This window comes from Candidatus Woesearchaeota archaeon, assembly GCA_016928155.1.
Taxonomy (GTDB): Archaea; Nanobdellota; Nanobdellia; order Woesearchaeales; family JAFGLG01; genus JAFGLG01.
Map to the genome: position 1 here is coordinate 1 of JAFGLG010000007.1, position 24192 is coordinate 24192.

General features: G+C 46.6%; 18 protein-coding genes. 5 read left to right on the forward strand and 13 right to left on the reverse strand.

Annotation, left to right across the window (positions count from 1 at the left end; translation table 11 throughout):
• The 4 genes from JW968_03290 to JW968_03305 all read right to left on the reverse strand — a co-directional run.
• A partial coding sequence (locus JW968_03290; GenBank protein MBN1385977.1) for a hypothetical protein occupies positions 1-1922 on the reverse strand: 1922 nt, incomplete at its 3' end.
• Positions 1923-1998: 76 nt separating this feature from the next.
• Positions 1999-5181, reverse strand: coding sequence for a hypothetical protein (locus tag JW968_03295; protein MBN1385978.1), 3183 nt, complete (start codon positions 5179-5181; stop codon positions 1999-2001).
• 388 nt (positions 5182-5569) lie between these two features.
• Positions 5570-6526 (reverse strand): hypothetical protein, encoded by a 957-nt coding sequence (locus tag JW968_03300; GenBank protein ID MBN1385979.1) that lies wholly within the window; start codon positions 6524-6526, stop codon positions 5570-5572.
• Between the two features lie 455 nt (positions 6527-6981).
• Positions 6982-8037 carry a hypothetical protein gene (locus tag JW968_03305; GenBank protein ID MBN1385980.1) on the reverse strand — a complete coding sequence of 352 codons (1056 nt, stop codon included), beginning with the start codon at positions 8035-8037 and terminating at the stop codon, positions 6982-6984.
• An 892-nt stretch (positions 8038-8929) separates the two neighbouring features.
• On the opposite strand from JW968_03305, the gene JW968_03310 reads away from it, so the two are divergent.
• On the forward strand, positions 8930-9895 hold the full coding sequence (locus tag JW968_03310; GenBank protein MBN1385981.1) for a hypothetical protein: 966 nt from the start codon (positions 8930-8932) through the stop codon (positions 9893-9895).
• Positions 9896-9903: 8 nt separating this feature from the next.
• Here the strand turns inward: JW968_03310 and JW968_03315 are convergent, their stop codons facing one another.
• A complete protein-coding gene (locus JW968_03315; protein ID MBN1385982.1) occupies positions 9904-10104 on the reverse strand; it encodes a hypothetical protein in 201 nt (66 codons plus the stop codon).
• A 93-nt stretch (positions 10105-10197) separates the two neighbouring features.
• Here JW968_03315 and JW968_03320 point away from each other — a divergent pair, with 93 nt between their 5' ends.
• Complete coding sequence (locus JW968_03320) at positions 10198-10791, forward strand: hypothetical protein (protein MBN1385983.1); 594 nt, start codon at positions 10198-10200, stop codon at positions 10789-10791.
• A gap of 228 nt (positions 10792-11019) precedes the next feature.
• Here the strand turns inward: JW968_03320 and JW968_03325 are convergent, their stop codons facing one another.
• A complete protein-coding gene (locus JW968_03325; protein MBN1385984.1) occupies positions 11020-12024 on the reverse strand; it encodes a glycoside hydrolase family 15 in 1005 nt (334 codons plus the stop codon).
• Between the two features lie 189 nt (positions 12025-12213).
• Positions 12214-12417, reverse strand: coding sequence for a hypothetical protein (locus JW968_03330; protein ID MBN1385985.1), 204 nt, complete (start codon positions 12415-12417; stop codon positions 12214-12216).
• Between the two features lie 75 nt (positions 12418-12492).
• Here JW968_03330 and JW968_03335 point away from each other — a divergent pair, with 75 nt between their 5' ends.
• Positions 12493-12693 (forward strand): hypothetical protein, encoded by a 201-nt coding sequence (locus JW968_03335; GenBank protein MBN1385986.1) that lies wholly within the window; start codon positions 12493-12495, stop codon positions 12691-12693.
• A 24-nt stretch (positions 12694-12717) separates the two neighbouring features.
• On the opposite strand, the gene JW968_03340 is transcribed toward JW968_03335, so the two are convergent.
• A complete protein-coding gene (locus JW968_03340) occupies positions 12718-13749 on the reverse strand; it encodes a 1-acyl-sn-glycerol-3-phosphate acyltransferase (GenBank protein MBN1385987.1) in 1032 nt (343 codons plus the stop codon).
• A 54-nt stretch (positions 13750-13803) separates the two neighbouring features.
• Positions 13804-16365, reverse strand: a complete 2562-nt coding sequence (locus JW968_03345; protein ID MBN1385988.1) for a right-handed parallel beta-helix repeat-containing protein — start codon at positions 16363-16365, stop codon at positions 13804-13806.
• Between the two features lie 73 nt (positions 16366-16438).
• Between JW968_03345 and JW968_03350 the strand changes: the two genes are divergently transcribed.
• Together JW968_03350 and JW968_03355 are read left to right on the forward strand one after the other, a co-directional pair.
• On the forward strand, positions 16439-16843 hold the full coding sequence (locus JW968_03350; GenBank protein MBN1385989.1) for a hypothetical protein: 405 nt from the start codon (positions 16439-16441) through the stop codon (positions 16841-16843).
• A 222-nt stretch (positions 16844-17065) separates the two neighbouring features.
• Entirely contained in the window at positions 17066-17392 is a 327-nt protein-coding gene (locus JW968_03355; protein ID MBN1385990.1) for a cold shock domain-containing protein, read from the forward strand.
• Positions 17393-17420: 28 nt separating this feature from the next.
• Here the strand turns inward: JW968_03355 and JW968_03360 are convergent, their stop codons facing one another.
• The 4 genes from JW968_03360 to JW968_03375 all read right to left on the reverse strand — a co-directional run bounded on the left by JW968_03360 (position 17421) and on the right by JW968_03375 (position 24120).
• Complete coding sequence (locus tag JW968_03360) at positions 17421-22055, reverse strand: S8 family serine peptidase (GenBank protein MBN1385991.1); 4635 nt, start codon at positions 22053-22055, stop codon at positions 17421-17423.
• Positions 22052-22651 (reverse strand): helix-turn-helix domain-containing protein, encoded by a 600-nt coding sequence (locus JW968_03365; GenBank protein ID MBN1385992.1) that lies wholly within the window; start codon positions 22649-22651, stop codon positions 22052-22054. Before JW968_03365 ends, JW968_03360 begins: the two co-directional genes overlap by 4 nt.
• Before the next feature lie 167 nt (positions 22652-22818).
• Positions 22819-23058, reverse strand: a complete 240-nt coding sequence (locus JW968_03370; GenBank protein ID MBN1385993.1) for a hypothetical protein — start codon at positions 23056-23058, stop codon at positions 22819-22821.
• 81 nt (positions 23059-23139) lie between these two features.
• On the reverse strand, positions 23140-24120 hold the full coding sequence (locus JW968_03375; GenBank protein ID MBN1385994.1) for a deoxyhypusine synthase family protein: 981 nt from the start codon (positions 24118-24120) through the stop codon (positions 23140-23142).
• Between the last annotated feature and the right edge of the window lie 72 nt (positions 24121-24192).

Here is a 24192-nt window from a genome sequence, read left to right on the forward strand (position 1 = left end):
TGACAATTATCGACTGTGCAGATATCCTGATCGTCGCATAAAGCATCATTAGGATTATGATCGCACCTGTCGAAGATTTCGTTGCATGTGTCGACTGTGCATCCCACTGCATCGCTGCAGTCCCTTGCAGGTCCTGATTGGCATGAGCCGCCTGCGCACTGGTCGTTGATTGTGCACCACTGGCCGTCACTGCATGGATCATTGTTATTGTTGTACTGGCAACCAAGAATCACATGGCAGACATCGTCTGTGCAGATATTATCATCATTGCACAGCGCATTGTCCGGAGTGTGGTCGCATATGTCCTGCACCTCATTACAAGAATCGACAGTGCATGAAACACCATCAAAACAATCCCTGGCAGGACCAGAATGACAAGAACCACCGCTGCAGTAGTCATTCACAGTGCACCACTGGCCGTCATTGCACGGGTCGTTATTGTTTGTGTATTGGCAGTAGGATTGAGGTGTGCCGGGGTTTATGCAGGCATCGTCTGTACAGACATTTGAGTCAGCACAGTCAGCATCATTGTAGCATTCTATCTCTTCTTCTTCACAATAGCCGTTGATGCATACCTCACCAGGAGGGCAGTCGCCGCAGTAATAGCATCCGCTCGGTGAGTCGCCGCACTCGAAAGAACCGCAGTCATTCGGGACACTCATATAAAGGCATCCTTTTGCAATGTCGCAGCTGTCTGCTGTGCAGATATCATTATCATCGCACAAATCATTATTCGGCAGATGGTCGCATCTGTCCTGAGCCTCATTGCATGAATCAACTGTGCAGTTCACCATATCAGCGCAGTTCCTTGCATTGCCCGAATGGCATGATCCTACACTACAATAATCATTCACTGTACACCACTGGCCATCATTGCACGGATTGGAGTTGAAAGAATATATGCAGCCCTGTACAAGACTGCAGACATCATTGGTGCAGACATTATTGTCATTGCACAGCGCATTGTCCGGGTTGTGATCGCACCTGTCGAGAGCCTCGTTGCAAGTATCGACTGTGCAGCTTACAGCATCACCGCAATCCCTTGCGCTTCCCTGGCACCAGCCTCCGCTGCACTGGTCATTGACTGTGCACCACTGGCCGTCATTGCACGGGTCGTTATTGTTATAGTACTGGCAGTAAGAGTTGGCTGTTCCCGGATTCATACATACATCATCTGTGCATGGGTTGAAATCAAAGCAGTCGGCATTATTGTAGCACTCTACATCACCAATCACTTCAAGTGTCCTGACCTCAATGTCTTCAGAGGATCCAGAGCATTCGCAGTTCTCGGAGTTCCTTACAATTGTCCTGATCTTGAGTGAGTATGTGCCTGTTTCCCCGGGGGTGAAGGTAAACTGCACATTGTTTGAAGAGCTCCATCCTACATTAACAGTCTGGACCTGGCGTGGAACGGTCTCAGAGTTGACATAGAACTCCACTCTGACATCATTTGAGTAATGCTGCTGGATCGCCATGGGGGCATATTGCGGTCCGCCAGCGTGAAAATCGAATACAGAATCCACTGTCACATAGACAACTACAGATTCACCCAGGTTTATCGTGTAATCAGATAGGCTCATCGAGTTTATGTTAGAATGACAATTGGACTCCTTGGCGAAATCTACATTGTAGTTCCAAGGTCCGTTCCCTGTGCTTCCATCAACATAGTTGTAGTAAGCATGGGAGACGAAGCATTCGTCATAGTCAAATTCCGGAATCGTCATGGAACCGGAACCTGATATGGAATACTGGTTAGGGTTCCCGTACAGTTCATAATGATTCAAACCGCCCATATCCACATAGGTATGGAAAGGCCCCTGGTTTCCATGGATCCTGAAAGTCACAGGGTATGCTGAGACAGCTGTCGCCAAGATCAGCCAACAACAAATCAATATCGTAATCACGCCAAATTTTTTGTTCATTTTTTAAACCCCCTCGAATCTTTTCAAACCCTCCTAGCATTATCGGACAATCCGAATAATTGAAAAAATAAAAAAATCATTGGCCTCCGCCGCCTCCGCGCGGATCACCTGGGCCACCGCCCCTGCCAGGGGCATTTTCTCCCCCTACAGGGAACCAATCATCCCAGTAATGGCCGCCCATCCATCCGAGGCCCATGCCTGCGAGGAATGCAGCGAGCTCATGGCTCTGCCTGCCTACGCCGACACCAACCCTGGATATGTCAATGACATTGCCCTTGTCGTCATAATCATATCCCATCATGACATACTCATTAGGATGATCACCAGCAACTGATTCACCAGGCCTGACCTTGTCGAACTTGAACTGGATCTTATGCCCAGCAAGCTCATCGCAGTAAGGCTCTACACCTTTCTCAGGCTCTCCGACAATGGCATCAAGATGCTTCCCGTCCTTGATGAGGGTAGCCTCCTCAAGAACAGAGCTTTCCATGGAATTGTAGTCGGAATTGAACTCGAACAGCCTGAACTCATCAACTGACTCTGACCTGAATGTCAGAAGGTCGTTGTGCCTTATCTGCACATAATCCGGGCTTTCGAAGTCCTTCCCCTTAGGCCATACAGACCCATGCCACCATCCCCTATCCTTGTCGACAAGAGAATCCATCTCCTTGGCCTTGTCTCCCACTTCCACCAGGAGATGCAGTGTGTCATACCGGTTCTCGTGATCGACCCTTATCGCGATGTCATAGACATGCGTGAGATGATCCAAGCCCTGCGCAGGAGCATCCTTGAACGGGGTGACCTGGACAAGCTTATTTCCATCCATCTCGAAGAAGGTGCTCAAATCCTCGGATGTGGAATGGTATTTATGGCCGTCTGCAATAGCTGCCTCAAGCCCGGCATTGGCCATGACAGTGGCCTGCTGGAGCTCCCTGACATGAAGGATCTGATAATCTCCCTTCACACCCGGTGTCTCTAGTGTCAGAACCGCGTTCTCCTCTGAGGTGATGAACTGGATGTTATCCCCTGGGATGAGGTTCGGGTTGTACTCTATTGCAGGCTTCACAGGCACAATCGGCTCTGGAATTATATTCTGTGGTTCTTCAAATTTTATGACTAGCTTCTCAGGCTCGCCTTGTGCGATTGCTGTGTTTTCAGCGGGAGCCTCCGGTGTCACTGCAATCGCTGAGCTTTCAGCAGGAACTTCAGGAGTCACTGCAATTGCTGTGTCTTCAGCGGGAGCTTCCGGAGTCACTGCAATTGCTGTGTCTTCAGCGGGAGCTTCCGGAGTCACTACAATAGTCTCAGCGCTCTCAGGCAGTACAGGTCTGGTGTATCCAGGCAGGCAGCTTCCATGCTTGATTGAAGCGATATAATCGAATTCCATCCTCAATTTACCGCCATGCATGAATTCCAGATCCTCCCCCCTGACAGCACCTATCTGGAAGCATGTCGACGAGAAATCAACAGAATCATTTGAATATACATATTTCCCATCATCTGTCCTCAGCAGGAATGCGCTTGTATCCACTCTCTTGTCTCCGTCTGAATCCCATAATATCCTGACGAGATCTGTCTCTGCATTCAGATTCTCTGTCAGCTGGATCTCGATACTGTGGCTGTCTGCGCCGTACTTCCAGATGCCATTATAGAGATCAGGATCCTTTGTGTCAAATCCGATCCTCATGCTTGTCTCATCCCTGGTCCAGGTCTTGCTTATCAGCCTTTCGATATCCGGATCCATATCTGATCCAGATGTCAAAGGGGCCTGGGATGCTACAGCAGCATCTGCCGGAACAACTGTCTCTGAAGAGACAGGTCCCTCAACCTGCGGTGTCTGCACTATGTCAGCGACGATAGAAACACCTGCATATGCCGGAGATGTCTCAAAAGATTGGGTCTCAATAACCGGCGTTGTTGCTTTGTCTGCCACTACAACAGTATCAATTACCGGTCTACTCAAACCAGATGATGTATCTGATGTATCCATAGATGCACTTCCAATAACTGCTGTATCCGTGGCCGGTGGTGTCAGATTCTGCACAGCCGGCGATTCCGCGGTTATATTCGTCACAGTTCTTGTCTCCGGATCGTATCGTATGCTGTCATCTGTCGAAGGTGTGGGTTCAGCATCCGATGCTGTGGTTGGTACATCAATTGTGATTGTTGCTGTTGGTTCTGCAGTTGTTGCTGTTAGGTCAGTAACTGCTTGGCTGACAATTGGTTTTGCTCCCGTATCAGCTATTGCAGATGTATCTGTCAATGGCTCAGAATCCTGAGCGAAAGCATTGCCTCCGATGCTGCCCATGAAATATCCTGCCAAACCTATCCCCAATATCTCAGAACCCAGCTGGAGCCTGCTGCTCTTCTTTATGTCCCCTGACAGCTCTGCTTCCAAGGCCTTGCTCTTCATCCTGTTCTGCACGTATGACACGGCGACAGTCGCTCCGAGTGTCATTGCAGCGCCTGCTGCAACATTCGCAAAATCAGAGTCAGTGGCATAAGAGACACCGCCAAGCGTAGCCCTGATGCCGAGCCTTGAGGCGATATAACCTGCACCTGCTGTGACAGCGAGACCATCGAATGCGAATGCGTTGATCTCTGATGACCGGGTAAGGTTCCTCTTCCATGCATTTGCAGCTGCGCCTTCTGTGCCCTGATATTTTGCGTCAGCTCCATAGACTGAAAGACCGAGAACCTTATGCTCGCCGGTCTCTGCCAGATCAGAGACAGTCTCTGCCTGCGCGATGCCAGCTCCGACAGCATACTGCTTCAGGGCAGCGGTTGCCTGCTTTGATCTCGAATGGCCTATGATGTCTGCTGTCTCAACTGATGAAAGTGTGCTATGCTCCCCATAGGCATCCCTGAGCTCCTTCAGTCCAAGAGCGATCTCCCTCTGCTTATGGAAATTCATCCTGTAAGGATAAAGAGGATTCAATGCCTGAAGCCTCGATTTCTTGATGTTGGCTCTTGTGTTTTCAGCATCTGTATAGAATGCCACGATGGAATCTATGTTCTCCATGACAGCTGCAGCTGATGCTCCGATGGTCCCATCAGGGTTCAACCTGTTGTATCCATCGACAAACCTCTCCAACTGCCTTTCAGCAAAATTCTGGTACATCTTCTGAAAAGGTCTTGATATGGTGTCTGCTATCGAACCTGCTATCGATGAAGCGGTATCCTTGATCTGTCCCCACATGTCCACAGGATAGGGATTGTCGAGCGCTATCACCTCAGCCCTCGTCTTACTTCCGTACATTAAAACACCTCCAGGTTTAGTTCTTTGGATAAGAATGAGTCCTTCCTAATCAGGCCAATCAAGTTCATTCTAAAGATCATCTCATGGGAAAAATTAGTATATGAAAGCACGCTACAGAAGAGTTTAACCACATGTTTTTCCAATACCACATTCAATCCCCCAAATCAGCCCCAATTTCTTAAATTTTGAGACGATAAAGGGAATACACCAGAATATAAAAAGGTTTCCAGTTATGTTTATATAATGAACAGTGTAGTCATCGACGCCGGACAAAAGTTTGGATATTCACCCCAAACACGGATAAAAGGTTCCATGACATGTTCCTGGAAAAAAATCAGAAAAATAGCAGTAAAAAAATTTAAAAAACTTTCTGAAATGATGCTGCAGCCTAAAATATCTCCAGCAGGAAATAAAGAGTGGCACCTTCATACTGGGTGTCATAATGGTCTGCTGCAAACCAGAGCTCGAAATAGAGCTGTTCGCTGTAGCCTGCACCGCCGTCGGTCTCCATGTCTTCCTGGAGCAGGACGAACTGGTTCTCGTCAATATCCAAGTAGTTCCATTCCTCCTGTGTCCTCTTCCATCTGATGTCACTGGGGAGGATTATGTCCTCAGGATAATGGATACCTACCAGATTTGTAGCCCTCATGCTCAGATTGCCGATTATGCCCTGCCCTTCCCTGTCATCGTTCGTGTTCAGCGTCACTGAGACAGGATAATGGATGTTCTTGTTCCATTCGTTGTATGTGACGACGAAATCAAGGCCGTAGTTTACGTTAAAGTCGATGTTCGGATTGATGAGGAGGTCATTGACATTCTCATAGATCGGATCAGAGAGATCATCGAAGCCGACTGTATTTGAGGGATCTGTCATCCTGACACCCAGGATGCAGTTGCCCTGCATCTCATTCACATCCGGAGTCGTGAAATCGCCGGAGTAATGGGCCTCATACCTGTTGGTGAGCTCATTGTAAGTGACACCGCTTCCTGTCACGAAATAGAGCTGGGCATACTCCTTGCATCTTCCGCCTGCGCACGGGCAGTCTATCTCTACATCCACATCAAGGTTCTCAGCCTCATACACGCTCTGCTCATCGCACTCTGCGCCGAAATGGATCACGTCACCTTCAAATGTGTATTCATAATAAGGATAGACATAGTTCCTCAATTCGTATCCTTCACCCAACGGATAGAAAGTCATGAAGCTCAACAGATTAGCTTCTCCTGTTGTCACATTCGCTGAACCATCCGGCCCAGGAAAATCCACGATTGTACCTGCGGAGAACCCGATGTTCATCAGCAGGATCGCTGCTACAGCGATTATGTATATCACAAGGCTTTTCATATCTTCCGACCCCCAATTAACCACTAATAAAATAATACGTGATGTTAGTACTTATTAGGGGAAATTTAGTTCTATTTAAAGATTGCGGCTTCATACAGGCTATAAAGCCAGAATTCAGGGGTTTTGTTGTCTCAAAGATGTGACGAAAAAAAAGAATGAAATCAGAATCCCAGTCCTAATTTCGGACTTCTTGTTCAGAACTTTTTGTTCAGATGATCCCACCCTGATACCCTCCTAAGATTCAGATCTATTTGAGCAGAGTTTGCTTATCAAATCTGCTTCGCAGATTTGGCTTTAAATTCATGCATCAGCAAAATCGCATCCATTCGGAATCAAGAAATCTCCATGCCCGTGACAGGATAGCAGCGCTGATAGGAAAAAGGAACCAGAAAAAAAGTTATTCTCTCTTCGGTCTTTTTTTTAAAAGAAAAAAAATAAAAAATTATTCACAGGTCTTAGTAGATGGTGTACAACAACCACAGATCGCCGCCGATGAACTGGCTGTCAATGTGGTTTGCAGCGTACCACAGCTCGAAATAGAACTGCTCGCTGTAACCTACGCCATCTGTCGCAACCTCAGTATCGATGAGGGTCCATGCAGTAGGCATTGTGCCGTATGCATTGTCCTGCAGGTTGGTCCACACGCCGGATGCATCCTTCTTGACCCTGATATTGTGTGCATAGATTATATCAGTCGGGAAGGTTGCGCCGATCATGTTTGTTGCAGCCATGAACAAGTCACCGATGATACCCTGTCCTTCCTCATCATCATCTGTGTTCAAGGTGACGACAATCGGATAGGTATCTGCGTCATTGTACTGGTTGACAAGCACTCCTGTGAAGCTGAGCCCTGAGTTTGCAGTCAACAGGATTGTCGGATTGGACAATAGGTTGTTGACATTCTCGTACAATGGGTGGACTGATGTCGCAAGATCCAATGTACCGACATTCATTGCCGGATCTGTTGCCCTGACATCCCAGAATCCTAGACCGACCCTGTTTGCCTGGACAATGTAGTCACCGCAGAACTGAGCCCAGTACCTTCCGGTTGCTGAGTCATATGTGGCTCCTGTGCCTGAGCACATGTACATCTGGACTGCGTCAATCACGTTTGACTGATATCCTGCGCTTCCTGGTGTTCCGACCGGAACTGCCACTCCAGTAAGATCATTGTCCATCTGAATCGCTCCAGATAAGACTCCATCATACCATGTCAACATTGCATCAACATCCATGTTCTCAACATCGTATATTGTTGTGTCTGAAACCTTTGCATACAAGTGCAGGACTTCTCCTGTAAATGCATACTCATACTCTGGCCAATCGCTGTTCCTACCATTGTAGCTTGGGTAGTCGTATGGGAATACGAGGAACCAATCTTCAATTATAGGGCTGACATTGCCAGCTGTGGCACCTGATCCGTTGATTGGGCCTGTCCAATTGATACCTGCAAGGACTCCTGGCACAACCAAAAGCAAGGCAGCCATCAATATTGTCAATGCTTTCTTCATTTTGTTTACCTCCATTTGGTTTTTAGCCAACATAAGTTGGTTTATATACAGACGTATGTCTGCATATCGAAGAGAGTATGAAACTCCAGCAAAAACTGCTCACTGTCAAGACTGTCGAAATCAAGATCCGCAAACGGGTACTCAGGAACAGAATTTGCTCTCTGGAAGCTCTTGAATATGTGATTCACTAACAGATTAGAATTCAGATAACCAACCCTCTTATGCATTCTTATCTTAACCACCCAGCTAATTCTAGCTTTTCCTATCACCTCTCTCTTTTTGCTCTCTTTTTGACTGAAATTTCCTGATGAATATTAACTGTTATGTGACCAACCCAAACTAACAACTGAGTGATTAGGAACCTGAACGGGTATAAATACTTTGTTATCGGGCAGTGTATATTTCAAATCACAGAAAATCAGGATAACAAAGCGTCGTCAAGCATCAGTGAATACTCATTTCAAGCAGATCATATTATAAAACTTTCCAAAAAAATCCATGTCACTGCCGATGACAATAATATCTTCAGGGACGTTCTTCATCCTCTTCATCCAGCAATCCAACAATCCTAACAATAGATATCTTATGGATCAGGATAAATCGGATAAATCATGATGAATCAGGATTGATATTGGTGGATGAGGTTTGATATTGGTGGATGAGGGTGGATAATGACAGATAAAGATGGATAAATATAACCCATAAGAGGGAATAATGATAGATAAATATGGATACTGGGCAAGGACGGACAAGGAAAACAATCTGATATGATCATCTTAGTAACTTATGCTATGTGACAAAAGTTTTTTATTTTCTACCTGCTTACTACCAGGAAATCATACAAACAGAAAATAAAAATATAAAAATCCAAAAAAAGCAGGGGGTGTCTCAATTGAGAACGAAACTTTTGATACTTACTTTTCTGGTACTATTATTATACCCTACGGCCTGCCTTGCGCAGTACTCGATCGATGTCGATATCGACGAGGATGACCTGAAGCCAGGGGAGAGCCTGGACATCACAGTCACAATAGAGAATCCCAGCAGTGCCACACAGGATCTTGAGGACATCGATGTGACAGTTACCATAGAAGGGATCGACGATGGTGATGACCTGGATGAGGACAGCGAGGTCTCTGGTTCGATAAGGCCCGGAAGGGACAAGGATACCGATTTCACATTCACCATACCGCTGGAAGCAGAGGAAGGGGATTATGATGTTGTCATCGAGATAGACGGGGAATATGAGAACGGCACAGACTTCTCAGACTCAGTCACAGAATCAATAGAGGTCAGCAAGGACAAGCATGACATGGCTGTCAAGACACTGAGCCTTGACACAGACACGCTCTCCTGCAACAGGGACACGAGGCTTTCCCTGACACTTGTGAACATAGGGCAGGAAGATGAGGATGTGGATGTCGAGATATACAATACTCAGCTGAACATCAAAGAGACAGACTCATTTGACCTCGATGCAGATGCAGGCGACGACAGCAGGATAACAAGGACATATCTCCTCAGCATCCCAGAGAACACCCCGGCAGGCGCCTATGCAATCAATGTCAAAGTCAAGTATGATGACGGCGACTCTGTTGAGAATGAGGACATTGTGCTGAATGTCAACAAGTGCGCAGCTGTCCAAGAGGAAGAGGAAGAAGAGGAGGAAGAGGATGAGATTGTAGTTGAGCCTCCTGTCACAAAGACAGAGACAACGACAGTGCAGCCCATCTTCTACTCACAGGCACAAGAGACATTCATAGACAAGTACGGCTTCATAGCGCTGATTGTGCTTGCTGAACTGGTGCTCATCGTGATCATAGCATTCATCATAGCGGCACTTATGAAGAAGAAATAATTTATTTCTTATTCTTTCAGAAATCTCTTTCTTGCAGACAGAACCATGATGGATCCTGCTGCAACATAGAAAAGCACGACAATCAGGCCTAGATGCCAGGGAAGGCCCTGGAGCACAGAGATGATGATCACCATCAGGAAGATCACTCCCATAATTAGTGTGTTGTAGAACACCAGCCTATACCTTCTCTGCACCAGCTCTTTCTGCATGACCTGAAAATGAGTAAGGGTATATAAAAAACTTCTCAAAAATCCACAGGATGTCAAAAAGTTTTTATACCCCTCCCCAATCCCTTCCGGCTCATGCCTTCGCTGCAAAAATACAAGCAGACATACAAGCACGGACCCTACAGAGTAACATTTCTCAATGCTCCAATCTCCTTTGCTGAGAATGCAGGACAGCTCGAGACAATGCTCAGGCCATACTGCTCAGACTGCTGCCCGACAGAAGAGAGATATCCACTGGCTTCAGATATCCTTGACGGTCCATGGCTGATCGTCGACCACGTTGTCAAGGGAAGGAACAAGCCTCCGACACCTGTAGGGCTGATGTTGCTGGATCCCATGGGCAGCGAGATAAAGAAGATACATCTCAGAGGAGGCTATGGCAAGAAGCCTGCGCCAGAGAAAGCTAAGATAATAGAAGCGATGCTCGGCGCAATAGCAACATGCCTCAATGGGCATGAATGCGCAGGCGCATATGTCGGATCAGTATACTGGCCCACTGAAAACCTTGATGAAGACACAATCCAGGCCGCCCTTGCTGCATTCAAGGGAACAGAAGAACCTCCTGTGAATCCAGCTGAAAGAACAGACGGCCTGCTGTGCTTTGACTTCAACTCAGGAACAGGGACCATCCCTGTCCAGTCTATAGACGTTAAACTTGATCAATCATGATGTATCAATCATGATGGATCAATTATGGTGTATTAATCATGGTGGATTGATCATGGGAATCACTTCTGCCGGAATGGTCCTCCGGCCATCTGTACTTCATGACGCCGAACAGCCCCGCCTGACAGGACTTACATAAACAGAATCTACATCAACAGGATCAACGTCATCAGAATCTACATCATCAGAATCGGCCACATCCGGCTACATCCAGCCACATTCAATCGTTCATCATAATGCATTCAGATACAATGCCTGCGACCAACCAAGCGGCGAGTTGGGATTATGCCTTGAAGTATCCCCATAATACAATTCCGGCAGCTCCATCTTCCAGTTCATGACATCATGGGTCTTGCTGAGATAATATCCATGCTTCTTCGGGTCACCAAGCGATCTATAGATCACAGCGAGCCATGGGAAACCCATGGTCCACTCTGCTTCGCGGCCATTGTTATAATACCTGTCGCCGATGTAACGGATCACGCCGTTCTTCCTGACAAGATGCCTCTCGACATTCCTCAGGATCTGCCTGGCCTGCGCCGGGTTTGCTATATTGTAAGGATAGATCAGGGAAAGAAGCGCCAGGTCCACCTTCTTTGTGGCTGATTCATGCGGGAGCAGGCTGTCAAGAACCTGCTGGCCGACATCAATAAGATCCTTCGGGACTGATATGTACCTGCTGATCTTCCTGAGTCCTGCGACACAGGCACCCACACTCGAGGCGTGGACCTCCTCATTCTCCTCCCACATACCATTGTCCTCATCATGCCAGTACTCGATGCTCCAGAGATACTTCACAAGCTTCTCCAATATCCTCAGATCATTCCTGTCCCTGATGACCATGACATTCCTGTCAAGAAGATCACCGACCTTGAAAAGAAAAGCGCCGATGGCATCATTCTGCTTGTTACCCCATTCCTCGTGGAACTCCCTGAATGTCAGGGGATGAAATCTTGCGTGGATATACTTGAATGCCCGGTCAGGCTTCTCCCTGATAGCCCAATCTATCTTCTCCTCATGCTTCAGGAAGATGTCAAACAGTGAATTATAAGTCCTGACCAATGACTTTCTATGGCCGACCTTCTCCAGCCCCAGGGCTTCATAGACATTATCCCTTATCCAGGCCTTATTGTATCCAGTGCTCACCTGCTTCTTTGAGGCTGCAAACAGGCCTGACCTGTACCTGAGCCCCTTGAGAATATTGATTGATCTAATCTTCCTTAATCTGTCCAGCATAGTTGCACCTGGCCAGAAAGGGGAATCTGGATTTATATATTTTGTGGATTTTTATTACTTTGTAGTGGTGTATTTATTATATTTCTATATAGAAAATATTTATATTAAGACAACTCCATATATATCCGGACTCTGCTGTGTAACCTGAAACCGCATTATCAGGTCATATCTGGGTGCAATAATCCAGAATCAGCGGTAATAGAAATCATAATGGGTCTCAACACCAAGCACGACAATGAAAGTCAGGAGAAAAGTCAATAAGGAGTATAAAATCTTGAGGACAAACGAGGCATTTATGCTTTCAATGAAGAAAAAATACAGGACAACTGCGCCTATCAAAGCCACTATAATGGAAACCACAAGATTCCTATCATCTGACCTCATTTTTGCCATAAATCACTATTTATAAACAATTATTTAAATATTTTCCCATAAAATTTATAAAACACCTAAAAAAATCTCTCTGATATGTCCAGAGCCAAACGAAGGAAGGAGAAGAAAAAGGCCAATCCGCAGAAGCTAGAGCATAAGCAGAAAGTGGATGAAAGGCTGAAATCAGTACCAAGCTCCTCAGATGTTGACATGGATCTTGTGAGATACAATGAGAACAACATAGATTATTTCTGGAGAACCACAAGATTCATGAGAGACAAAGAAAAGAAGAAGTGATATAAGAAGTGGTCATCCAAGTGATCACCTGGCTGCGTCTGCCCTTCTCTTGCTGTAGACCGGATTGGCATACATATCCAGAATAAAAGGCTGAAGTTCAGCAGGATATTCGGATATGCGTCTCTTCAACGGCACATCTGCCTGCGGGTCTTCCTTAAGCCTGACAGCATCATGATTTGACGGAAAAAGGAGATATCCTGATCTTATCTGCATATCAATCTCGTCTGCAACAGCTCTCGGAGTCTCAAACATACCTTTCAAGGGAGTGCCGAATGAGAGATGGATCCTCCCCTTGTAATCAGTCAATCCCAACAGGATGCTCTTCAGGTCCTCTGTGGCTGATTTCTCATACGAACCATGCTTGTCCCTCAGATAGAGTTCCCTGGCCTTTGACATCTCACATGGATCGAATTCATAGGACACAGCAAGAGGCACAATGCTCAGCCTGCTGACAAAGGCATCAAAAGGGATGGCCCTGTGCGCAGAATAAAGATGCTTGATGAGCGAGGGGTTTGTCCTGTCAATACCATCCTTCGCCCTCCCATCCCGCTGGGCAATCCATACATGATGGTCCAGGCCTATTGAATCCAGAATGAAATATGAAAGATCCCTGAAAGAACCTGCCTTCTCCCTGCCAGACCCTGAACGGACAAGCATATATCCCCTGTTCGCCCTCAGCAGATGACCGGCCAGTCCTCCGGCAAGATTGTCCCCGAATATGTTAAATGCTGTCTCATGCTTATGCCTGCCAAGCTCAAGGCTCAGCAAGGCAGGGTCAAGGACAATATCCCTGTGATTGGAGACAAAAAGATGGCCTCTTGACATGTCAATATCCTGGATGCCTGAGGAGGTGAATCCGTCAGATGTCTTCCTGAGGACAATTTCCAGGAATCTCCTGCTCAGCCTCTGGAAATCGCAGACATTGTCCACTCCAGATAAATCTTTGCCGACGTCAAATCCAGAATATCCCGAAAGCTTATCGACCAGGCTGTCATCCATCATAAGGTCCTGGCTGAGCTGTTTCACTTCACCATCATTCATAGGGAGATGATCCATCGATGCAGGGTGCAAAAGAACATATAAATAATTTATGAGACTCATTTATATATGCTAAACAATCTTCTTCACGAACAGCAGATAATAACCGACAGATCCCGTGAGCAGAAAGATCACTGCAATGCCGATTATCGCCATCAATGGGTCCTTCTCAGGAACAGGTCCGGGCAGAGGGACATCAACAACCCCTGTGCCGACTTTCCCCTGGGGAGTCTTGCCTGGCTGAGCAGGTTCTGCAATCCTCTGGTCCTTATCCATCTCCCCTGTTCCAGGCGTAATCCTGAGAATGACTTCGTCGCCGACAATATCAACAAGCTCGATGATGATGTCCTCCTCGCTGTCCATGTCAATATCATAAGCGAGGCTGTCCCCCTTCTCAATGCTGAATCTCTCATCCTCAAGGATGAAGAAAGCGCTCACCCCATCAGTTCTCAGAAGGCTGAGATGATAAGTGATGCCGTTGAAGTTTATCCTGAAGAAACTGCCCTGCTTTGCAGTCGAGTCGCTGAGGTCGAAATAGCTCCCTGTGGTGCTGTCAGAGCCAGTCCCTCCTTTCATCATCAAAGGAGAACTCCCGCCTCTGCTGCCAGAGCCTTCGACAACAGGCTCCTTATTCACTGTGAGATCACCGGAAAGGCTTCTCGGGAAGAAAATGGTTGAGTTGCATTCGATATCATACCTGTAATCCCCTTCTGCAGGGAAGCTCCTGTTGAATCCATATATCAATGATATGTTGTCATATGCCATGGTGCCATCCAGGTCAGCGAATAAGATCCTGCATTCTCCTATCGAGTCATTTATTGATGAGCCATCGCTGAGATTGGAATAATCTGCATAAAAGTGTATCTGCGTGTTAGGGTAAGTGGCCGAGGAAGAGTCATCCCATATGATCAGATCCGAATCCTGGTCAGTGATGTTGAAGAATGCTGTGCTGGACCAAGCTGAATTGTTGTATCCGTCGATGCAATAGATGCTCCAATTGTAAGCGCCTAAGCCCAGGGATTGGTTTATTGTGAGAGTTGTCTGTGTTGCCGGATCTTGGATAGATGACTGATATGTGCTGTTGATGTAAAGAGAGCAATTTTTTATTGAGCTTGTGTCATTGACACTGAACCTGAAACTGATGTTCCTGATATCAGTCAGGAGGTTGATGGGGTGGATAAGGGTTATTGATGGGGGGGTTATGTCATACAATGTGATGAAGGACTGGTTGTTGCCTGCCAGGCCGATAGTGTCATTGCCTGCATTGATTCCATTAGATGCGAAGATGGTGTAAGGGGAGTAGTAGGCATAATTGTAATTAGTGTATCCACTGGAATGGTTAATTGTAAAATAGGTTAGGGCGACATCAGACAATTGACCTTGGGAGTCTGTAACTCCTTGATGAGCAAGAGAATCAAATGAGTCAGTTATGTTTATGTTAGTACTATCAGCAGGATAGTTGTCTGAATAATTTGCCTGGACATCCAGATAATATTGTCTATACATTGTTGAGAAGTCATCTCCAAACCACACAGCAGAGGAAGTAGTTGGTATAGAACCATTAATGAAAAAGATATCACTGTTTCCAGTGAACCAAGCATAATATTGTGTGGAAAAGAAGGTGGAATCATAGAAGTAAGTTACAGGGCTGGTTTCAACATCTAGTAAATATGCTATTGTGTTTGGCAGGTGTGATCCAATATGGCTCGAGTTGAAAATTGTGTTGTTGCTGCTGACTACTTGAATATTTGTCCTATCAAAAACATATGGGTTTGTGTCATTATAAAATCCGCATCCTTCAAAGTAAGTATTATCACTCTGGAAAATCACAGCATTAGGATCCTCATTGTATGATATTGTGTCTTTGAAGAATTGATTCCCCTCACTTGATTCAATATGTAACCCTTCCTCATTGTGATGTATTTCATTGTTATTGAATGTGTTGTCGTTGCATTGGCTGTAAAAGAATACCCCATACTTGAAATTGTATATGTTATTGCTGCTGAAATTATTATTTGATGTATTAAACTCCATGTCAATCCCATAACCATAGGCAGGATCAGAGTAATTGTAAATGTCATTATTGTATATCCTGTTCTGAGAATTATCATATAACATCTGGAGGCCTACTGCTCCGCTGTATGCAATAGTGCAATTATCAACAGTGTTATTATTTGCTCCAATGAATGTCAAACCCATGTAGTTGTTGATGAAATCAGAGTTCAGGAAAAGATTATTGTCTGAGTAAACTTCCAAACCAAATCTCGTGTTTGCATTTGCATAACCAGCATCACTTATCCTTGAATCAATTATCTCTATGTGTGATCCTTCCAATACAAGGAACTCATATCTTGCTGATGTGTTGGATTCTATGACTGAATCATTGAGTATGTAGAGCTCTGAGTTGTTGAGCACAGTTATCCTGAACTGGCCGTTCGATGATGAATTCATCTGCAGAGTTGTGTTCCTCAGTATCAGTGTGCTGTTGACAGTCAGATCGCCTCTGAGGATGATGTCAGTGTCGTTGCATTCCACTGACTCATTTATCAGCCAATTGCCGGAAGATGGAGGTTCACAGAGCGCACAGGAAAAAACAGGAAACAGCAAGAAGACTATCAAAAACCCTTTTTTCATAAGGCGAAAAATGAGTCATTAATATATATGTTTTTCCACAAACTATATAATGGGGTATACAGCCCATTCGGGCATGAAATGGATAATGCCCATGATGATGCTGATTTTGGCCCTTACAGCCTGCAAGCCCCCGGAAATCGAGGAAAACGGGCTCGTGCAGTATGAGAACTACACAAGCACTGACCTTTTCGCCATCTGCCTGGCCAGCACCGGGATGCAGCTGTTCGGCTCAAGCACCTGCGGAGGCTGTGTCTACCAGAAAAACCTCTTCGGGGAGGCTTTCAAGCATATAAATTATGTCGAATGCAACCTGAATGAGCCAAACCACAACTTCGAATACTGCAGGGAGATGAATATAACACATTATCCCAGCTGGGTGAAAGATGAAGTGCTTTATCCTGGTTCCAAGACATTCCAGGAGCTTTCTATAATATCCGGATGCGCTTATCCAGGCGGCTCTGTCCGGAATGTAGGTTAGTGGCATCAGGTCAAAGTCCGGATGAGCGATTTTCTGGCTGACAAAGGGGAAGCTCCCTACGGGAAATGTCAGCTTTGAATTGGTTATAACCGGGACTTTGAAGCCACTAACCCAAGCGTTAGCGAGATTCTGGACAGAGCCTATCCAGGCTAAAGATTTAAAAAGGAGAGCCAATTCTGCAGAACCAACTGCCCATGAAGGGCGCGTTCGGAGGAAAGTAAAATGGAAGGAAGTGTTAAGTGGTTCAATAGGACCAAAGGATATGGTTTTGTACAAGGAGAAGACGGCAACGAGTATTTTGTGCATAAGACAGGACTGGCAAAGGGCACATTCATAAGAGATAATGACCGTGTATCCTTTGATCCTGCAGAAGGTGAGAAAGGAAAACAGGCACAGAATGTCGTGCTGCTCCAGAAAGGAAGCGAGATAGCACAGTCAGCTAAACCTGCTGCATCAGAGCCTGAAGAATCTGATGAGTCTACAGAAGATAATTCTGATGAGTCTACAGAAGAAGAATCTGATGAGTCTACAGAAGAAAATTCTGAATAAGCGATTCTGCAATTTTTATTTTTTATGATTATTTTTCTTTCAGGAGCCTATTTATCGTCTTATCCATCGGATTCCTGTCATCTTTCCTGCGCAAAACAGCATAACCGCAGATAAAAACAATCAAGATTATCCCCAACACGAGATAAATGCCTTTCACTTCAAGAAATCCGCCTGACATGATATCTTTCCCGGCTGTGAACATCCTCCCCACAAGATTCCCAGGCTCTTCAACAGCAGGCTCCCGCTTCTCAGGCTCCTCCATGAATCCATTGTCAGATGATATATCATCTGTCTCCACCTCATCCGAGACATTCTCTTCGACAGCCATCTCATCTGCTGCAGTGTCATTCACAGGGGCTATCCCTGATGAAGGCGCAAGCGATCCCCCGCCGCCTTTCAGCACCAAAGGAGAACCGCCTCCTTTCAGAACCAAGGGAGAGCCGCCAGTATCTGTCCTGCACCTTTCCTCAGCTGAACAGTCAGAGCAAGTGCATGGCTCGAAATCCTCACAGACAAGATCACCGCAACCGCCTAAGCTGTATGCAGTAAAACTGCTGACATTGAATGTCACAGATGTGCTGATATGGGAGATGACTGCGCAGTCAGCGCACACTGCATCATCCTTAAGGACAAAAACATCAGTGTATGTGATATTGTGCAGGGTGATATTGGCGCTCTTGTTCAGCTCATGGACTGTTGAATTGACAAAGACATGATTATGGCTTATATTCACATTCTCATCAAGATTTACTGCAATCAGGTTGATGCCCTGCGTGAAAGAGATAATCCCTTTATCATTCCCCAGGACAAGGCCCGTGGCATTCTCCCAGTCCATTCCTGTTATATTGCTCGACATTGGGTTCTCAAAATTGGTGTAGACAGGATAGCATGGCAGGCCCACTCCCTTCCCCAAAGGATCATACTGATCAGGGTTTGCTACGGGCGGGCAGTTGTCGCAGGCATCTCCTATAAGGTCTAAGTCCAGGTCAGATTGGTTCTGATTATCAACAAATGGGCAGTTGTCAAGGCCTGCCCAGACTGTATCGTTGTCGTCGACATACCAATTGCTGTTGGAATTATCATAATAAAGCCTCGGCCACACCATCCCTGACTCATTATATGTTGTGTTGAAGGTCATGACATAAATCAGATTGCTGTCATCTGAAGCTATGGCCATATCTGTGAGATTGTCCTTATCGAAATCACCTATGAGCGGAGTCACCCAGCTTGAGATATACTCCAGATAGAAAGGATAATGGCCATATCTGGTGCCGTCATCATTCCAGACACTTATCGTGCCCAAATGATGTGTGGACATGATCTCGACATGGCCGTCATTGTCTAAGTCAGCAGCGACAGTGCCTCTCTGGACCCAGGTATTCACATAATCCATGCTTGCCGGGAAGCCGGAAACATTGCTGCCGTCGTGATGAAGCGCATAGATCCTCTTATAAGGCTTGGCAATGCCCCCGCTTCCGAAAATAACCTCAAGATCGCCATCGCTGTCCAGGTCTGCAAGAGAAGCAGTGGCCAGAGTAGATGCCTGGGTCATGATAGGCCAATCCCCAGGGAGGATGTTACCATAAGGATCAAATGCAAAGAGAGATTCCTGCCACATTATGGAGCCGATCATTATCTCCTGCACACCGTCATTATCCATATCTGCCACCAATGGCGTCGACCTGAAACCATAGGAAGAGATGTCGACAGGCCAGCCCGGAAGCATAGTCCCGTTGGGGTAATTCACGAATATCTCGCCAGTCTCTGTGCCTGTGATTATCACCTTCTTACCATCACCGAACAGGTCAGCCACACCAGGATTCCCCCAGAGCACCTGATTGTCCTGCATCGGGGAGGCATAGCTGTGAAGCAGAGTGCCATTCCAGGAAAAGGTATAAACCATCTCCATGTCCTGCACAATCACCTCTTTCCATCCATCCTGGTTGACCTCTGCGATGACTGGCTGTGAGCCAGTGTAATAAGAGAGCTGCTGAGGCCATCCGCCAAGCACTGTGCCGTCATGATTATATACATAGACATCCGCCCTGCTGTTCATGTCGGTTCCGCTCGTCATGATCACTATCTCAGGCATGCCATCCTTGTCTATGTCATCTATTGCAGGAGTCGCAAAATCAACCCTTCCAGGATAGACCGGCCAGCCAGGAAGATATGAACCATTGGGCAGGAAAGCATGCATGGCCCCGCTGTAAGTCGGTACAAACAGGACATGCCTGCCATCAATCTCTGCAGATGCTATGCCCGAGGCCCAATAATTGCCGAGCGGTCTCGGCCAGCCTTCAAACATTATAGGATTATAATTGCTTATCTTGATGAATGAATAATCAAAATGATTGCTCCATTCGTCTGTATCCCACCCTACAAGACCGCTCCTCTCTGTGACAAGAAGGAGTGTCATTATGGTATTGTTGAAAGGCCTGGTATCAAACTCATAAAGCATGTCTGAAGGAGTCCCTGATGCAAGAAGAGTCCAGTTTTCGAGACTTGACCTGTTGATATCTGCTGGATATTTAAGCTGATAATAAAGACGGAACTGGCCGAAACCTGAATCAAAAGAGGCAGTGATGTTCACTATGCCTTTCAGGATATCCCTATAATCATTATCCGGATAAATCAGTCTATAATTGTCGATGTGGAAATCAATGCTTGAGTTCTCTGAGTTAGAGCCAGTGTCTGAGAAAAGGGTGAGAGTGTATTCCCCGTCAGGATAGAGGGATGTGTTGAGCTCCATGAATGTGCTGTCTGATACCCCACCTGTACCATTCCCTATCTGCACCACAGCATAAGGGGATACATGCTGCTTCATGCTGAGAGTCCAGTTCTGCGCACCTTCAAGCGTGCTTCCATTTATCGGCACAACACCTGACACGACCTGATTGTCCTCAGGATAGCTTATGATGCTGTTCTTTATGTCCAGCAGGTAATAATCAATGCTTGAGGTGTTGGAGTTCGTGACATTAAACATGAGCAGATGAAGGCCTGAACCATATGATACTGTATCCATGGAAGCAAGTGCAGCATCGTGGACTTCTGATGACCCTGAGCCTATCAGTGTGAAAGAAGGGGCAGAGTCAGGATCAAACAAGTCATCATCAATGAACAATGAGTATGAGACGAGGCCATCATATGATCCTGCAGTGCCGTTGATATCGATATCCCCTTTTGCAGTCGCCATATCCTTTATGACCGCCACAGGAGGTCTTGAGAAATTTATCAGGGCAGATGCATTTATCCTGCCGTGACCCTGAGTGAGGAGATTGTATCCGATATCTGCGGCAGTATCCCTGATCGCTGCCTTGATCTCTGCAGGAGACCAGTCAGGATGAAGCTGCTTGACAAGCGCTGCCAGCCCTGAGACATGAGGGCAGGCCATTGAGGTGCCGCTGAGATATGCATATCCTGACGGGACAGAGCTGTATATGTTCACACCAGGGGCAGTGACATCAGGCTTAATGTGGCCCTGCAGTGTCGGCCCCCTTGAGCTGAAACTTGCCATCTGATCATCCTTTGATGAAGCCCCGACAGTCATCGCAAGCCTTGAGGTGCCAGGTGAACCCAGAGTATAATAACCAGGCCCGTTGTTCCCAGAAGATATCGATATGAAGACACCTGCTTCCACTGCAGCGTCAACTGCAAGGCTCAATGGGTCATCGGCGTCTGCCAGACCGCCTCCCAGGCTTATGCTGGCAATATCATAATGATCAGAGAAGTCATCATCACCATCCGGATCGGCTGTCGCATCCAAGGCCTCCATGATGTCCGAGGTCGGGCAGGAGCCATACAGGTCACAGACCTTGAAGGCGACAAGCTTAGCAGAGGGGGCCATGCCTTTCAGCGAATGATTTGCCGCGATTATCCCACTTACATGGGTGCCATGCTTATTATCGTCAAAAGGATCGCTGTCCTCATTGTAAAAATCATAACCTGCAATCACCTTAGAGCATGAGCCTGACAGGAACTCTGCCTGGGTGCAATTCCCCAGCTCAGGATGGGTATAATCTATCCCTGTGTCAATGACAGCGACTGTGATATCCTGGCCAGTCGTGTTCAGTCCGGATGTGTTGATCCTCCAGATGTCAGGAGCTCCAACTTTAGGGACACTTTCCTGAAGCTGGATGCTCATAAGATAATCAGGCACGATCCTCTTCACATCAGGGTCCTTTGTCCTCTCAAGTATCGACGAAGGCGACATCCATGCAGCAGAGGCCCTTATCAGCCTGAAATGATGCTCATCCTCTGCAGTGCTTGCTGTGATGAATCCCTGTTTTTGGGATTCCATGAGCTCCTGCAAGTCTTCTGATATCTTTGAGGGGTCAGCCTTCTTCTCCTCAAGAGCACCCATATCCATCTGGATACCCTCTGTCATGCCAGACAATCCAAGAGATGATGCCTCAAAGGATCCGGGTGATCCAGGAGGAACATCGGCTTCTGGGACAGGCCCGTCGTGATATAAGACAATCACCCTTATCATGCCATCCCTGATCTGGCAGATCTCTCCTGCATCATCTGCTGCTCCAAAATTGTCTTCCTGGCCCCCCTCAAGAGTGACCATGCCGATGAGGCCAGGCCCGTAGAGGAATATGGCTGTTGCCAGGGACAGGATAAGAAATGCGGAAACAACAGTCGGAATCATTTCTTTTCTCATCTTGCATAACCCCTGTACTGCTCTGCCAGAGCCTTGCTCTTTATCACATTTATCCAGGGCTCTTCTTCATCTGCATCATCTGCCAGCTGTATCACATGATCATCTGCGACGAGAGTGGTGCATGGAAGAGAGCGATCTGACCTGACAATCCTCCTCATACTGAAAAGCGGGAGATGGGATTCATCCTTCAGGAAGATCAGGAAGCTCCTGCTCCTGAGACTGCCAAGGAAAGAGATGATGCCTTCCTGGCCTTTGATGATCGCAGATGATACAGGATCCTGCTGATACCCTGATTCAAGCTTCGGGATGATCCTTTTCAGCTGTCGCTCCCTTGTCTCCAATTCCAGCTTCTGCGCTTTCAGAAGACTGAACAGGTTCCTGGGGTCTGAAGCCTGGAAATACCTTGTCCGCCTCTTTGTGAATTCAGAGACAAGGTCCTTTCTCATGAGCCTCTCGAGAATCTCATAGACCTTGGATGAGGATATGCCTGCCCTGTCTATTATAGGCCCGGTTGTTGTGGGGCCAAGTTCCAGCAGGGCCAGATAGATCCTTGCCTCCCCGTTTGTGAGGCCTATGCCTGCCAGCTGACTGATCATCAATGCTGACAGTATGCCCTGGTTTATAAATATTGCTCCTCACTAAGGGGGGGAGTATATATCAGAGGCATAGACTGAACAGGCCATGACTGAAATCAAAAGAAAAAATCACGCTAAAAACCCAGATCCGGTTCTTAGCATCATGAAATCCGCTGAGATTACGAATTTCAGGACATAGAACCAATTGCTTTCTGCATCACAGGGACCACTTTCTCAGCCTCTTCCTTGGTCATCCTGCCGAGCTTGCTGAATCTCCACTCACCATTTGATGGCTGAAGATTCTCCCTTGAGACCTGAAGCTTAGGCGCCCCGTCATTATAAGAGAAAACACTGACCCTCAATTTTGTGGTCTCAAACTCTATTGTCTCGCCGAACAATTCCTTGTCAAGATTCTTGTCAAATGCCATTATCAAAACCTCCTAAAATCATATCTTCCTAACTCCCTAAAAGATGAACTCGCTGAGCCCTTTTTAAATATTTTGGTGGCCTCAGTCTTCAGCCATGATATAAGCGAACATCAATGGGGCCACAATCGTGGCATCAGACTCAATGACAAACTTTGGAGTGTCAATGGCCAGTTTCTCCCAAGTGATCTTCTCATTGGGGATAGCACCGCTATAAGATCCATAAGATGTTGTAGAGTCTGATATCTGGCAGAAATAGCTCCATAATGGGACTTCAGTCTCCATGTCCTGCCTGATAAGCGGCACAACACATATGGGAAAGTCTCCAGCAATGCCGCCTCCGATCTGGAAGAAACCGATCCTCTTATCCTTTGTGTTTTCGGTGTACCAGTCAATAAGCCATGACATTGTCTCAGGGCCTGATTTCACTGTGTCGATCCGCTTTATGACGCCGCGCTTGACAGCAGCCACAAACATATTCCCTGTGGTGCAGTCCTCCCAGCCCGGCACAAATATCGGGAGATCCTTCTCGCATGCAGCTATCACCCATGAATCCTTCGGGTCAATCTGATAAGATCCCTCCAATACTCCAGACTTGATAAGCTGGTAGATGAACTCATAAGGGAAATACCTCCTGCCCTCCTGCTCTGCCTTCTTCCAGACGACATGGAGCTGCTTCTCAATCCTCCTCATGGCCTCCTCTTCAGGGATGCAGGTGTCTGTCACCCTGTTCATGTGCCTGTCCAGCAGAGCCTGCTCATCATCAGGAGACAGGTCACGATAATGCGGGACACGCTCATAGAAATCATGCGCCACAAGATTGAAGATATCCTCCTCAAGATTCGCTGCAGTGCAGGTTATCGCATGGACCTTGCCCTGCCTTATCATCTCAGCAAGTGTCTTGCCAAGCTCAGCAGTGCTCATTGCTCCAGCCATGGTGATCATCATCAGATTACCTTTCTTCAGCTGAGCAATGTACCCTTCAGCAGCATCCTTGACAACAGCTGCATTGAAATGAAGAAAATTTTCCTGTATGAACCTCTTTATTGTCCTGAAATCCCCCATTTTTCCACCCCATGATTTTTCTGGATGCAAAACACAAGCCCAATATAAATCTATCCTTTTATCCTGATATTT

Excerpts from the sequence above, each read along its gene's own strand:
- JW968_03320 (MBN1385983.1), top strand. The coding sequence starts at position 10,198 with ATGCCTTCGCTGCAAAAATACAAGCAGACATACAAGCACGGACCCTAC.
- JW968_03355 (MBN1385990.1), top strand. The coding sequence starts at position 17,066 with ATGGAAGGAAGTGTTAAGTGGTTCAATAGGACCAAAGGATATGGTTTT.
- JW968_03305 (MBN1385980.1), bottom strand. The coding sequence starts at position 8,037 with ATGAAGAAAGCATTGACAATATTGATGGCTGCCTTGCTTTTGGTTGTG.
- JW968_03330 (MBN1385985.1), bottom strand. The coding sequence starts at position 12,417 with ATGGCAAAAATGAGGTCAGATGATAGGAATCTTGTGGTTTCCATTATA.
- JW968_03335 (MBN1385986.1), top strand. The coding sequence starts at position 12,493 with ATGTCCAGAGCCAAACGAAGGAAGGAGAAGAAAAAGGCCAATCCGCAG.
- JW968_03340 (MBN1385987.1), bottom strand. The coding sequence starts at position 13,749 with ATGGATCATCTCCCTATGAATGATGGTGAAGTGAAACAGCTCAGCCAG.
- JW968_03370 (MBN1385993.1), bottom strand. The coding sequence starts at position 23,058 with ATGGCATTTGACAAGAATCTTGACAAGGAATTGTTCGGCGAGACAATA.
- JW968_03325 (MBN1385984.1), bottom strand. The coding sequence starts at position 12,024 with ATGCTGGACAGATTAAGGAAGATTAGATCAATCAATATTCTCAAGGGG.
- JW968_03360 (MBN1385991.1), bottom strand. The coding sequence starts at position 22,055 with ATGAGAAAAGAAATGATTCCGACTGTTGTTTCCGCATTTCTTATCCTG.
- JW968_03345 (MBN1385988.1), bottom strand. The coding sequence starts at position 16,365 with ATGAAAAAAGGGTTTTTGATAGTCTTCTTGCTGTTTCCTGTTTTTTCC.
- JW968_03350 (MBN1385989.1), top strand. The coding sequence starts at position 16,439 with ATGAAATGGATAATGCCCATGATGATGCTGATTTTGGCCCTTACAGCC.
- JW968_03315 (MBN1385982.1), bottom strand. The coding sequence starts at position 10,104 with ATGCAGAAAGAGCTGGTGCAGAGAAGGTATAGGCTGGTGTTCTACAAC.
- JW968_03365 (MBN1385992.1), bottom strand. The coding sequence starts at position 22,651 with ATGATCAGTCAGCTGGCAGGCATAGGCCTCACAAACGGGGAGGCAAGG.
- JW968_03300 (MBN1385979.1), bottom strand. The coding sequence starts at position 6,526 with ATGAAAAGCCTTGTGATATACATAATCGCTGTAGCAGCGATCCTGCTG.
- JW968_03375 (MBN1385994.1), bottom strand. The coding sequence starts at position 24,120 with ATGGGGGATTTCAGGACAATAAAGAGGTTCATACAGGAAAATTTTCTT.
- JW968_03295 (MBN1385978.1), bottom strand. The coding sequence starts at position 5,181 with ATGTACGGAAGTAAGACGAGGGCTGAGGTGATAGCGCTCGACAATCCC.